Origin of the sequence: Pseudomonas sp. AKS31 (genome assembly GCF_023634765.1) — a bacterium.
GTDB lineage: Bacteria > Pseudomonadota > Gammaproteobacteria > Pseudomonadales > Pseudomonadaceae > Aquipseudomonas.
Window position 1 is genome coordinate 559,432 of sequence record NZ_JAMLFX010000002.1, and the last position, 12,298, is coordinate 571,729.

A 12,298-nucleotide genomic window follows, 5' to 3' on the forward strand; every position below is an offset into this window, starting at 1 on the left:
CCAAAAAATCCCTCACCCTGAAATGCAAAAAGCCCGGTCACATGGACAGGGCTTTGCTTGAAGCTAACAGCTCAACACTCGAAGCTGCTTTTAGAACACAACGCCCTGACTACGCAGGTAGTCATCGTAGGTGCCGCTGAAGTCAGTCACGCCATCCGGGCTCAGCTCGATGATGCGCGTGGCCAGGGACGATACGAACTCACGGTCGTGGCTGACGAAAATCAGCGTGCCCGGGTAGTTCTCCAGCGCCAGGTTCAGCGCCTCGATCGATTCCATGTCCAGGTGGTTGGTCGGTTCGTCCATCACCAGCACGTTCGGCTTTTGCAGGATCAGCTTGCCGAACAGCATGCGACCTTGCTCACCACCGGAAATCACTTTGACCGACTTGAGGATCTCGTCGTTGGAGAACAGCATGCGCCCCAACGTACCGCGAATCATCTGCTCGCCCTGTGTCCACTGACCCATCCAGTCGAACAGGGTGACATCGTCTTCGAAGTCGTGTGCGTGGTCCTGAGCGTAGTAGCCCAGTTCCGCGGCGTCGGTCCACTTGACGCTACCGGCATCCGGGGTCAATTCGTTGACCAGGGTGCGCAGCAGGGTGGTTTTACCGATACCGTTCGGGCCGATGATCGCTACGCGCTCGCCGGCTTCAACCTGGAAGCTGAAGTCTTTGAACAACGGCTTGCCGTCGAAACCCTTGGCCATTTTTTCGACCATGACCGCCTGACGGTGCAGCTTCTTGTTCTGCTCGAAGCGAATGAACGGGCTGACACGGCTCGAAGGCTTGACTTCGGCCAACTGGATCTTGTCGATCGCCTTGGCGCGGGAAGTGGCCTGCTTGGCTTTCGAGGCGTTGGCCGAGAAGCGGCTGACGAACGATTGCAGCTCGGAAATCTGCGCTTTCTTCTTGGCGTTGTCCGACAGCAGTTGCTCGCGGGACTGGGTCGCCACGGTCATGTACTCGTCGTAGTTGCCCGGGAACAGGCGCAGCTCGCCGTAATCCAGGTCAGCCATGTGCGTGCACACGCTGTTCAGGAAGTGACGGTCGTGGGAGATGATGATCATCAGGCTGTTACGCTGGGTCAGCACGTTTTCCAGCCAGCGGATGGTGTTGATGTCCAGGTGGTTGGTCGGTTCGTCGAGCAACAGCACTTCCGGATCGGAGAACAGCGCCTGCGCCAGCAGCACGCGCAGTTTCCAGCCTGGCGAAACTTCACTCATCGGGCCGAAGTGCTGCTCGATGCCAATACCCAGGCCCAGCAGCAGTTCACCGGCACGGGATTCGGCGGTGTAGCCATCCATCTCGGCGAATTCGGTTTCCAGCTCGGCCACGGCCATGCCGTCTTCTTCCGACATTTCCGCCAGCGAGTAGATGCGGTCGCGCTCGGCCTTGACCTTCCACAGCTCTTCGTGACCCATGATCACGGTGTCGATCACGGTGAATTCTTCGTAAGCGAACTGGTCCTGGCGCAGCTTGCCCAGACGCACGTTCGGCTCGAGCATGACTTGACCGCCGGACGGGTCGAGGTCGCCGCCGAGGATTTTCATGAAGGTCGACTTGCCGCAACCGTTGGCGCCGATCAGACCGTAGCGATTGCCCGCACCGAATTTGACCGAAACGTTTTCGAAGAGCGGCTTGGCGCCGAACTGCATCGTGATGTTAGCTGTAGAAATCAAGAGTTTTTCCTGCGAAGCATTCTGAGTAGCGAGGGTGCGGCTGGAGCGCTTGGCCCGAGTCAAAGTGCGCTGAAGCGGGAAAGTCCCGTCATCAACCAAGGGGGGCGCGTAAAGTTTGGCGGCGATTGTACTGGTCTGGCTCTTTAAACGATAGGGCGATCACGCCACGATCGCCGATTGGTGCATACGCCGGACAGTTTTTCACAGATGAACGCTCACCCTCAGTTACAAACTGTGGCTAAAATGCCACCTTTCACCGAGCGTCCGGTTACGGCGCGGGCCAAGGACGTGCCATGTGTATTCAGACCACTGCATAAGACGTTGGGCCACAGGCCGCCAAGCGCGCAGTTTGTTCACTTTTGACGTGTGACGATTTCCGTGAAACTCATCATTGCTGCTATTTATGTCATTTCCATTGCATACGTTCATCTGCGTGGGCGTGTGCGACACAAACTCGGTCGACAGCTGAGCGACCATTCGACGTTTCTCGCGCCGATCAACTGCTTCCTTTATCTGTTTTCAAAAAAGCCGAACAAGCCATACCTGGACCCGAGCGAGTTTCCTGACTTGAGCCCGTTACAGGCGCACTGGGAAGAAATCCGTGAAGAAGGGCAGAACCTGCTGCGTGCCGGCGAAATCAAGCGTTCTAACCAGTACGACGATGTCGGTTTCAACTCGTTCTTCAAAAGCGGCTGGAAGCGCTTCTACCTGAAGTGGTACGGCGAGAGCCATCCGTCGGCGATGAAGCTGTGCCCACGCACCACCGAACTGGTGCAGAGCATCGGTTCGATCAAAGCCGCGATGTTTGCCGAGCTGCCACCGGGTTCGAAACTGGTGCGTCACCGTGACCCGTACGCCGGTTCCTATCGCTATCACTTGGGCCTGGACACGCCGAACGACGCCGGCTGCTACATCAATGTCGACGGTGAGAACTACCACTGGCGTGACGGCGAAGCGGTGATGTTCGACGAGACGTTTATTCATTACGCCGAAAACACCACCGACAAGAACCGCATCATCCTGTTCTGCGACATTGAACGGCCGATGAAGTACCGCTGGGCCGCGGCGTTCAACGCCTGGTTCAGCCGCACGGTGATGTCGGCTGCCGGCGCGCCGAACGATGCAGGCGACCGCACGGGCGGGATCAACCGCTTGTTTACCCGGATCTACAAGATTCGTCTGCGTGGCAAAGAGCTTAAAAAGCGCAATCGCAAGCGCTACTACATGGAAAAGTGGGCGATCTTCGGTGGTTTGCTGGCGATCTTCATTCTGATTTGAATTTTTGCATTGCTTTGGCTGGCCCCTTCGAGAGCAGACTCGCTCCCACTTTAGTCTCGAGTGAAAGCAATTTTTGCATTCGACTCAGAACCCTGTGGGAGCTAGCCTGCTAGCGATAACTCTCTCAAATACAACCTGTCAGTTACCTGACGATTCTTGGATTGTCATTCGCCGGATGCCTTCTTTGTCCTCTTGGCTGGCGCTGCTTTGGTGGGGGCTTTCGCCTTCGGCTTGGCGGCTGCTTTCCCGCCCAGGCTGCGTTTAAGCAGCTCGGTCAGGTCGATAACATCGGCAGTCTTGCGCTCCTCCTCGCCACCGACCGTTTCAACATCCTCGATCTTGCCTTCATGGGCCTTTTTCTCGACCAGGGCCATGATCTTGTCTTCAAACTCGTCTTTATAGTCCTCTGGCTTCCAGTCCGCGCTCATGTCCTCAACCAGCCGCTTGGCCATGTCCAGTTCACCCTTGGCCAGTTGCGGCTTGGTCACCTCGCTGCCCAGTTCCAGTTCGTCGAGACCACGGACCTCCTGTGGCCAGCGCAACTTCACCAGCACCAGCGCCGATTCCAGCGGCATCAACGCCGCAAGGTATTGCCGTGTATGCAGCACCACCCGGGCGAGCGCGACCTTATTGGTTTTGCTCAAGGTTTCGCGCAGCAACGCGTAAACCTTGCCGCCACGCTTGTCCGGCGCCAAGTAATAAGGCGTGTCGATGTTTTGCAGGGGAATCTGTTCAGCGTCAACAAAGGAAAAGATGTCGATAGTCTGCGTCGAGACAGGGTGCGCCGAGCGGATTTCCTCTTCGCTGAGCACCACATAGCGGCCCTTTTCATAGGCCACGCCTTTGACGATGTGCTCCTTGGTGACTTCCTTGCCGGTGACCTTGTTCACCCGTTTATAACCCACGGGATCCATGCTGCGACTGTCGAGCCAATCGAAATCCACGCCCTGCGACGAAGTCGCCGAGACCAATGCGACAGGGATGTGCACCAGTCCGAAACTGATTGCGCCTTTCCAGATTGCCCGAGCCATGGGGAGTTCTCCGAGTGATGATCGGATGACCTGCGGCCGCGGCTGAAAGTTTCCCCGGAATGCGCGGGTCGCCAGCAACCTGGTCAAGCCGTGTTACATGTTGTTTAAGCCTGACGGGTTAACAAATCCGAACCCTCGGCGTAGCGTGGACTCGAAGGCTCTATTCCCGGCCCACCGTGAGGCAGCGTCATGAACCGAATTCTGCTTGGCATCGTCGTCCTGGCCCTCAGTGGCGGGCTGGTTCATGCCGACGTCCTGGTGGCGCAAAGCCCCACCGGCAACAGCAATAACCCCTACAACAGCCCGATCCGCCGGGCCAATCCGAACAGCATGCAGGGCACCCAGCCCAGCGCTCCGCCCATTCGCGGGCCGAACACGGTACCGACGCCGCGTCAGCCTACCGTCGAGAATCGAGGCATTGGCAACGGCCAGCCGATCCGTTCGGTGCCGAATAAATCACCCACCTTCATTCCCAATCCACCTTCGCGCAGCGGAGACGGCAACCGTTGAGCGGCAGGACTGCGGTTCTGTCGGCCCCTGAGACGAACAAAAGGAATCGTGCATGTTGCGTAAAACCCTCCTAGCCACACTGTGTGCCGGTGCGCTGATCAGTGCTCCGGCCTTTGCCGCCGCACCCAAGGAGCTGCAGAGCGAACAGGGCACTCTCGAAGTCACGACCATCACCGCAGGCCTCGAGCACCCCTGGGCGCTGGCGTTTTTGCCGGATCGTAAAGGCATGCTGGTCACCGAGCGTCCGGGCCATCTGCGCGTGGTGGCGGCCGACGGTACGCTGTCGGCGCCGATCTCCGGCGTGCCGCAGGTCTGGGCCAAGGGGCAGGGCGGGTTGCTGGATGTCGCGCTGTCGCCGGACTTCAAACAGGATCGTCTGGTCTATCTGTCCTATGCCGAAGGTGGCGGTGCCGGCGACAAGGCCGGCACTGCTGTGGGTCGCGGGCGACTCTCGGATGACTTGAAGACGCTGAAGGACTTCAAAGTGATCTTCCGTCAGGAACCGAAGCTTTCGGTCGGCAATCACTTCGGCTCGCGGCTGGTGTTTGATCGTGACGGCTATCTGTTTATTACCTTGGGTGAGAACAACGACCGGCCGACCGCGCAGGATCTCGACAAGCTGCAAGGCAAGGTCGTGCGCATCTACCCGGATGGCAAGGTGCCCGATGACAACCCCTTTGTCGGCCAGTCCGGCGTTCGCCCGGAAATCTGGGCCTACGGCATACGCAACCCGCAGGGCGCGGCGCTCAACCCCTGGACCGGAACGCTGTGGGAAAACGAACACGGCCCGCGCGGCGGTGATGAGGTGAACATCATCGAACGCGGCAAGAACTACGGCTGGCCACTGGCGACTCACGGTATCAATTACTCGATGCAGCCGATCCCCGAAGCTCAGGGTAAAACCGCCGAAGGCACCTTGGCCCCGCACCATGTGTGGGAGAAATCACCGGGCGTCACTGGCATGGCGTTTTACGATGCTGATCGTTTTAAACCGTGGCAACACAATGCGTTTATCGGCGCGCTGGTGACTCAGGAGCTGATTCGTTTGCAGTTCGATGGCGACAAGGTCGTGCATGAGGAGCGCTTGCTCGGCGAACTCAAGCAGCGGATCCGTGATGTGCGGCAAGGGCCGGACGGGTATTTGTATGTGCTGACGGATGAATCGAAAGGTTCGCTGTACAAAATCGGCCTGAAACCCGAACTTTAAAGAAGATTCCCCTGTAGGAGCTGTCGAGTGCAACGAGGCTGCGATCTTTTGATCTTGTTTTTCAGAATCAAAAGATCGCAGCCTTCGGCAGCTCCTACAGGTGGTTCTCACGTTTCGCGGGGGTATAAAACCACCGCCGCGCGCAATTTACCCCGGCCAAACCGGCACATTTTCTCGAATTCGCCATGGCTCACCGGCACATGCTGGCAGTCCATGGGTTGCCGATGCTGGCTGTGGTCGACATCCGGGTCATGCAGATACACGAAGTCCTCATCGCAATCGGTCACGATCACCCAGTGCGGGGACTTGGAGCGGGTCAGTCGATAGCTGCTGATCAACACCAATGGCTGCCCGCCGGCATCGAGTAAACGCGGCAGATCCAGTGGCGCACCGATTACACACTCGACATCGGTCTCCTGCAATTGCGCCGAGAACTCATCATGTACCAAACGCATGACGTCTTTTTTATGCGCATCCCGCACACCATCGAGGAATAACGGACCGCTCATGCTCAGCGCCATGCGCACCCGAAACCCGCGACGCCACGCCGCCAAAGCCAACCCCTGCGGGCTGCAACCGCCATGCCCGGAGGTCATGAACACCGTCGTCGCTTCCCGCCAGACCTGCAACTCTTCTCGACGCTCCAGTAACCGATCCGATTGCAATGCACCCATGGCCATCAACAGACACGCCGGGCCACAGGTGAAATCGGTGGTTTGCGGGTAATAAGGCACCTTGATGCTGCGCGAGTCGCGGTGCTGCAGAATGCGTTTCTCCAGGCGCAGCGCGTCGGCGTGGTCTTCGTAGTAATCATGAATCAGCGCAAAACGCCGGTAGCCATTGCGTTCATACAGGGCAATGGCCGCCGGGTTATCGATGCGCACCTCCAGGCGCAGGTACGCACAATCGTGCTCCAGCGCCATCGCTTCGATGCGTTGCAGCAGTTGCTTGCTCAGACCGGTCCCTCGCGCTTCAACGGCCAGTGCAATGGAATACAGCCGCGCGAGCGAAGTGCCGCGATGAAACAACACCAGCGCATAACCCAGCAATTGACCGTCGTATTCCGCCACCAGCAACTGTCCGTGAGCGCGGGTGATCATCCAGTGAAAGCTGCGACTGGTGAGCCGGTCCGTGGTGAAACATTGCATTTCCAGTGCCAGCAGCGCCGGCAAGTCTTCAACTACCGCCAAACGAAAAACAGCCTTCATATGACCACCGTAAAAGTTGCGTAACGAAACGAGACTTTCAAAAAACTTCGTGCTTAATAGAAAAGGTCTTGTTCTCCAACGGATCAATCTCTATGTCAGCGGTACAGGGTCATTGGCGCGAAGTATCCGAGCAAAGTTTGCCGGCGGCAACTTATTTAAGTTCATCGATCAAAGCCGCCAGTCAAGTATTGATAATTGTCGAGCGCAAGGAAGACTGGGCTTCATACTTCCCCAGCGAAGACATCCTGACGGCTCAGGAGTATCTCGAGCGCAGCCGTGACAGCGAACCGGGGAAACGCGTGCAGGTGATCAATCTGTGCCGTAGCTACAAGTATCTGGGCCACGGCTACTACTGCTCGTTGCTGGCCGAGGCGCGTGGGCACAAGGTGATTCCGTCAGTGCGCACCATCAGCGAGCTGACGAAAAAATCACTGTATGGCCTGGCGCTGGATGATCTCGATAAAACCCTTGAGAAGGCCCTCAGTCATCATCTTTACAGTGACACCGAAGGTTTCACCCTGACCCTGTATTTCGGCCGGACCCATATCGAGCCATTACAGGATCTGGCCCGACAGTTATTTGAAGTGTTTCCCTGTCCGATTTTGTTAGTAGAGTTTCGCCGAACTAACGGTTGGCACATCGAAGGTATAAAGTCCGGTGCTCTGCACAAGTTGCGTGATGATCAGGAAGATCAGTTTGCCAACGCGCTGGACGGTTTCAGTCGTAAAGTCTGGCGCGTGCCACGTTCACCGCAAGTGGCGCGCTACGATTTGGCGATACTGCACGATCCGCAGGAGGCCTTACCGCCGTCCAACGCCAAGGCACTGGCGAATTTTGTCCGGGTCGGCAAGGGCATGGGCATCGATGTTGAACTGATTGAGCGCAAGGATTACGCGCGTCTGGCCGAGTACGACGGCTTGCTGATCCGCGAGACCACCAGCGTCGACAACCATACCTATCGATTCGCCAAGAAGGCCGAAAGTGAAGGATTGGTGGTCATGGATGACCCGACGTCGATTCTGCGCTGCACCAACAAGGTCTACCTGACGGACTTGCTCAACAGTCATCAATTGGGCATGCCCGCCACCGAAATACTCTACAAGGAGCGACCCGAAGACTTCGAGCGTGTGGGCGAGCGCCTCGGCTTTCCGCTGGTGCTGAAAATCCCCGATGGCTGTTTTTCCCGTGGTGTGATCAAGGTCGAAAGCCAGCAGGCTTTGCTTGAAGCGACTGCCGAACTGTTCGAACACTCGGTGTTGTTGCTGGCGCAGGAGTTTTTCTACACCGAATACGACTGGCGCATTGGCGTGCTCAACCGCAAACCGATCTTCGCCTGCCAGTACTTCATGTCCAAGGGCCACTGGCAAATCTACAACCACAAGGCCAAGGGGCAGGACGTCAACGGCGAATGCCGGACCATGGCGATCCATGAGGCGCCGCGCGCGGTGGTGGAACTGGCGGTGAAGACCGCCAACCTGATCGGCGACGGGCTCTATGGTGTCGATCTGAAGCAGGCTGGCGACAAAGTGGTGGTGATTGAAGTCAACGATAACCCCAACCTCGACGCCGGTATCGAAGACGCTTACTTGCACGACGATCTCTATGCACTGGTGCTGGAAGAGTTCGTACGCCGCCTGGAACTCAAGCGTCGCGGTCAGGCCTGGTGAGGCGCCGATGATCAACAGCTTCGCACTCAGCCACGGCGCCCTGCAGCGGGTCGAACGACTGGACGCCGAGGTGATGCTGTTCAGCAACCCCGATGCCGCCGAGCGCGACTTGCTGCACAGCCATTTCAAGGTCGACGAGCATGCACTGGCGTCAGCGCTGGATCCGGACGAGGTGTCGCGCATCGAGTTCCATCCCGACCATTTGTTTCTGATCTGGAAACGCCCGGAAAACTATTCCGGGGGTGGCAGTCTGGCGTTTGAAGTGTCGTCCTGCGGGTTGCTGTTTGCGCCGGGGCAATTGTTGGTGATTGCCACCGACGACACGCCGCTGCACGGCCTCGGCACCCGCCAGCCGTTGAACACGCCGCTGGATGTGTTGCTCGACTTGCTGTTCAACAATATCCATCACTACCTCGGGCACCTGAAGGTGATCAAACTGGTCGCCCGCGAACTGCAGCAGAAATTCAACGCCTCGATGCAGAATCAGCATCTGGTGCAGATGTTCAACCTCAGCGAAAGCCTGATCTATTACATCAACGCGCTGCACAGCAACGGTGCGGTCCTCACGCGGCTACGCAATCACGCCGAGAAGCAGCATTTCGGCAGCGAAGCGCTCGGCCTGATCGACGACCTGATCATCGAAAACAACCAGTGCTACAAGCAGGCGGAAATCTACTCGACGGTGTTTTCCGGGCTGATCGACGCGCGTGGCAACCTGATGAACAACAGCATGAACAACCTGCTGCGCAAACTGACGTTGATCAACGTGGTGTTTCTGCCGTTGAACCTGATTGCCAGTATTGGCGGCATGTCGGAGTTCAGCATGATGACAGCGGGGACGCCGTGGTGGATTTCCTATCCGGCGTTTCTGGCGGTGATGTTGCTGGGAGCGGGCGGGATGTTGTTTGGGCTGCGGCGTTTGGCCAGATGAGTGGGGTTGTGCAATAACCCGGGTAGGAGCTGCCGAAGGCTGCGATCTTTTGATCTTGGCTCTTAAAAACAAAATCAAAAGATCGCAGCCTTCGGCAGTTCCTACAGGGGAGTAAGCACTGCAGTCCCGCATTTGGCCGAACCGCCACTGTGATGCCTTGTTATAGTTCGGGCCTCATTTTCAGCCCGGTAAAGGATCACTGCCATGACTCAATACTCCGCCTTCAGCGTCGAACTGGCCGACAACATCGCCCATGTGCAGATCAATCGTCCGGAAAAGATCAACTCGATGAACGCGGCGTTCTGGAGCGAGATCGTCGAGATCTTCCAGTGGATCGACGACACCGACGAAGTGCGCGTGGTGGTGCTCAGCGGCAACGGTAAACATTTCTCCTCCGGCATCGACCTGATGATGCTCGCCGGCGTCGCCAATGAACTGGGCAAGGACGTCGGCCGCAACGCGCGCCTGCTGCGCCGCAAGATCCTCACCCTGCAAGCCTCGTTCAACGCTGTCGACAACTGCCGCAAACCGGTGCTTGCCGCGATTCAGGGTTATTGCCTGGGGGGCGCCATCGACCTGATCGCCGCTTGCGACATGCGTTACGCCGCCGAAGACGCGCAATTCTCGATCAAGGAAATCGATATCGGCATGGCCGCCGATGTTGGCACTTTGCAACGGTTGCCACGGATCATCGGTGACGGCATGCTGCGTGAACTGGCTTACACCGGTCGCACCTTCGGCGCTGACGAGGCGCGCAGCATCGGCCTGGTCAATCGCGTCTACAGCGACAAAGACGCGCTGCTTGAAGGTGTTTTGGATATCGCCCGAGAGATCGCTGCGAAGTCGCCGATCGCGGTCACCGGCACCAAGGAAATGATCAGCTACATGCGCGACCATCGCATCGACGACGGTCTCGAATACGTTGCCACCTGGAACGCCGCCATGTTGCAATCCACCGACTTGCGCGTGGCCATGGCCGCCCATATGAGCAAACAGAAACCCGAATTTCTGGACTGAGAAACCATGACATCTCGCTGGACCACTGCAGTACTGGACACCGATCAACCCGGCGGCTGGGCCGTGGCACGCAGCCCGGAAGGCTTTCTGTTCGATGACAACGGCGCGCTGTTCCCTCGGGAATGGCTCAAGCGTCAGGACTTGTCGGTCCTCGCCGAGCACGGTATCGGCCATCTCGATGGCGAGCCGGTGTACTTGCTGGAATTGCGCAGTGCCAGCGAAGTGTCGGGTTGTAACTGGAAAGGTTTGCGGGCGTTCATGCTCGACGGCGATCACACCATCTACAAAGTGCTTGGGTATGCCGCACAGATCGGCACCTGGGCCCGTGAGCACCGTTTTTGCGGCAATTGCGGTCAGGCGATGACCCAGGTGCCGCGCGAGCGGGCGATGTACTGCCAGCCGTGCGAACTGCGCAGTTATCCGCGTATTTCGCCGAGCATGATCGTGCTGATCACCCGTGGCGACGAGATTCTGTTGGCGCGCTCACCGCGATTCGTCACCGGGGTTTACAGCACGCTGGCCGGGTTCGCCGAACCGGGCGAGTCGGCCGAGGACTGCCTGATTCGTGAAGTGCGCGAAGAAGTGCAGATCGAGGTGAAGAACATTCAGTACATGGGCAGCCAGTGCTGGCCGTTCCCGCATTCGATGATGCTCGGCTTCCATGCCGAGTACGCCGGTGGCGAGATCGTCTGTCAGGAAGACGAGATCGAAGACGCCCAATGGTTCAACGTGCACGATCTGCCGCCGCTGCCGGCGTCGAAATCGATTGCCCGTTACCTGATCGACGTCTACGTGGCGCGGCGTTTAGGCCACACTGAACCAGTGCTGCCAGGCTAGGCGCACGGTCAAACCCAGCACCACGGTGATGAACACCGGGCGAATGAACTTGGCGCCGCCGCTGATCGCGGTGCGCGCGCCGAAGAACGCGCCGACCATCACCGACAGGCCCATGCTCAGGCCGATGATCCAGTCTACCTGCCCGGAAAACACGAACACCGACAGCGCCGCAATGTTGCTGACGAAGTTCATGCTGCGCGCCACACCGCTGGCCTTGACCAGATCGATCGGGTAGAGCAACAGGCTGCTTACCGTCCAGAACGCACCCGTGCCGGGGCCGGCAACGCCATCGTAGAAACCGAGGCTGAAGCCTTGGGTCGATTGCCATTTCTTTTTGATCGGTGCGTCGCTGTCCAGCGGCGCTTTCGGTGTACCTCCGAACAACAGATACAAGCCGCAGGCGAACACAATCACCGGGAGCATTTTGTTCAACCATTCCGCCGGCAGGTAATGGGCGACGATAGCGCCGGTCAATGCACCGACCAACGTGCCGACGATGGCGTGGGTCCACTGTCGCGGGTGGAACAACTTGCGTTTGTAAAAGGTGAAACTGGCGGTGGCCGAACCGAACGTCGAGCTGAGTTTGTTGGTACCGAGCACCAGATGCGGTGGCAGGCCAGCGGTCAGCAGGGCGGGCGTGGTCAGCAGGCCGCCACCGCCAGCGATGGCATCGATGAAACCGGCAATGAAAGCGACAAAGGCCAGAATGGCGAGGGTGGTGAGGTCAACGCTGAGTTCGAAAGGCATGGAATCGGCTTATTCGGCAGGGCGCAGAACGTGAGCTGCGGGGAGGGCGGTCATGTTACCTGTATCCAACTGTTGCGGCGACCCGGTTGACGCCTGCGAGCAAGCACGCTCCTACATTTTGAATTGTGTTCCACCTATAGGCGTGTGCCTGCTCGTGAAAGTGACTGATACGACGCCTTCGCGAGCAG

At 58.3% G+C, this 12,298-nt stretch carries 11 protein-coding genes; 7 read left to right on the plus strand and 4 right to left on the minus strand.

Annotated features, from left to right (window positions below):
• Window positions 1-90: 90 nt before the first annotated feature.
• Entirely contained in the window at window positions 91-1,677 is a 1,587-nt protein-coding gene (locus tag M9827_RS08560) for an ABC-F family ATPase (RefSeq protein WP_123450015.1), read from the minus strand.
• Between the two features lie 378 nt (window positions 1,678-2,055).
• Here M9827_RS08560 and lpxO point away from each other — a divergent pair, with 378 nt between their 5' ends.
• Window positions 2,056-2,955: a lipid A hydroxylase LpxO gene (gene lpxO / locus M9827_RS08565; RefSeq protein WP_122598150.1), complete on the plus strand. Its 900-nt coding sequence runs from the start codon at window positions 2,056-2,058 to the stop codon at window positions 2,953-2,955.
• A gap of 164 nt (window positions 2,956-3,119) precedes the next feature.
• Here lpxO and ku read toward each other — a convergent pair whose 3' ends face one another.
• Window positions 3,120-3,986, minus strand: a complete 867-nt coding sequence (ku, locus tag M9827_RS08570) for a non-homologous end joining protein Ku (protein WP_250605063.1) — start codon at window positions 3,984-3,986, stop codon at window positions 3,120-3,122.
• A 189-nt stretch (window positions 3,987-4,175) separates the two neighbouring features.
• On the opposite strand from ku, the gene M9827_RS08575 reads away from it, so the two are divergent.
• Window positions 4,176-4,496: a hypothetical protein gene (locus M9827_RS08575; RefSeq protein ID WP_250605064.1), complete on the plus strand. Its 321-nt coding sequence runs from the start codon at window positions 4,176-4,178 to the stop codon at window positions 4,494-4,496.
• Between the two features lie 52 nt (window positions 4,497-4,548).
• The gene (locus M9827_RS08580) at window positions 4,549-5,703 is read left to right on the plus strand and encodes a PQQ-dependent sugar dehydrogenase (protein WP_250605065.1); all 1,155 of its coding nucleotides are present in this window, start codon (window positions 4,549-4,551) and stop codon (window positions 5,701-5,703) included.
• Between the two features lie 107 nt (window positions 5,704-5,810).
• Here the strand turns inward: M9827_RS08580 and M9827_RS08585 are convergent, their stop codons facing one another.
• Entirely contained in the window at window positions 5,811-6,911 is a 1,101-nt protein-coding gene (locus M9827_RS08585; protein WP_250605066.1) for a peptidase C39 family protein, read from the minus strand.
• A 92-nt stretch (window positions 6,912-7,003) separates the two neighbouring features.
• On the opposite strand from M9827_RS08585, the gene M9827_RS08590 reads away from it, so the two are divergent.
• The 4 genes from M9827_RS08590 (at window position 7,004) to nudC (ending at window position 11,363) form a co-directional block, all read left to right on the plus strand.
• Window positions 7,004-8,578 carry a RimK family ATP-grasp domain-containing protein gene (locus M9827_RS08590; RefSeq protein ID WP_250605067.1) on the plus strand — a complete coding sequence of 525 codons (1,575 nt, stop codon included), beginning with the start codon at window positions 7,004-7,006 and terminating at the stop codon, window positions 8,576-8,578.
• Between the two features lie 7 nt (window positions 8,579-8,585).
• Window positions 8,586-9,509 (plus strand): magnesium transporter CorA family protein, encoded by a 924-nt coding sequence (locus tag M9827_RS08595; RefSeq protein ID WP_250605068.1) that lies wholly within the window; start codon window positions 8,586-8,588, stop codon window positions 9,507-9,509.
• Window positions 9,510-9,713: 204 nt separating this feature from the next.
• Window positions 9,714-10,526 (plus strand): crotonase/enoyl-CoA hydratase family protein, encoded by an 813-nt coding sequence (locus tag M9827_RS08600; RefSeq protein ID WP_123449990.1) that lies wholly within the window; start codon window positions 9,714-9,716, stop codon window positions 10,524-10,526.
• Between the two features lie 6 nt (window positions 10,527-10,532).
• Window positions 10,533-11,363 carry an NAD(+) diphosphatase gene (gene nudC, locus M9827_RS08605; protein WP_250605069.1) on the plus strand — a complete coding sequence of 277 codons (831 nt, stop codon included), beginning with the start codon at window positions 10,533-10,535 and terminating at the stop codon, window positions 11,361-11,363.
• On the opposite strand, the gene M9827_RS08610 is transcribed toward nudC, so the two are convergent.
• Entirely contained in the window at window positions 11,331-12,110 is a 780-nt protein-coding gene (locus M9827_RS08610) for a TSUP family transporter (RefSeq protein WP_064118173.1), read from the minus strand. The genes nudC and M9827_RS08610 overlap by 33 nt on opposite strands.
• Between the last annotated feature and the right edge of the window lie 188 nt (window positions 12,111-12,298).

What these genes read in the sequence shown, in the direction of transcription:
- ku (WP_250605063.1), bottom strand. Translation starts at nt 3,986, where the DNA reads ATGGCTCGGGCAATCTGGAAAGGCGCAATCAGTTTCGGACTGGTGCAC.
- M9827_RS08575 (WP_250605064.1), top strand. Translation starts at nt 4,176, where the DNA reads ATGAACCGAATTCTGCTTGGCATCGTCGTCCTGGCCCTCAGTGGCGGG.
- M9827_RS08580 (WP_250605065.1), top strand. Translation starts at nt 4,549, where the DNA reads ATGTTGCGTAAAACCCTCCTAGCCACACTGTGTGCCGGTGCGCTGATC.
- M9827_RS08585 (WP_250605066.1), bottom strand. Translation starts at nt 6,911, where the DNA reads ATGAAGGCTGTTTTTCGTTTGGCGGTAGTTGAAGACTTGCCGGCGCTG.
- M9827_RS08590 (WP_250605067.1), top strand. Translation starts at nt 7,004, where the DNA reads ATGTCAGCGGTACAGGGTCATTGGCGCGAAGTATCCGAGCAAAGTTTG.
- M9827_RS08595 (WP_250605068.1), top strand. Translation starts at nt 8,586, where the DNA reads ATGATCAACAGCTTCGCACTCAGCCACGGCGCCCTGCAGCGGGTCGAA.
- M9827_RS08600 (WP_123449990.1), top strand. Translation starts at nt 9,714, where the DNA reads ATGACTCAATACTCCGCCTTCAGCGTCGAACTGGCCGACAACATCGCC.
- nudC (WP_250605069.1), top strand. Translation starts at nt 10,533, where the DNA reads ATGACATCTCGCTGGACCACTGCAGTACTGGACACCGATCAACCCGGC.
- M9827_RS08610 (WP_064118173.1), bottom strand. Translation starts at nt 12,110, where the DNA reads ATGCCTTTCGAACTCAGCGTTGACCTCACCACCCTCGCCATTCTGGCC.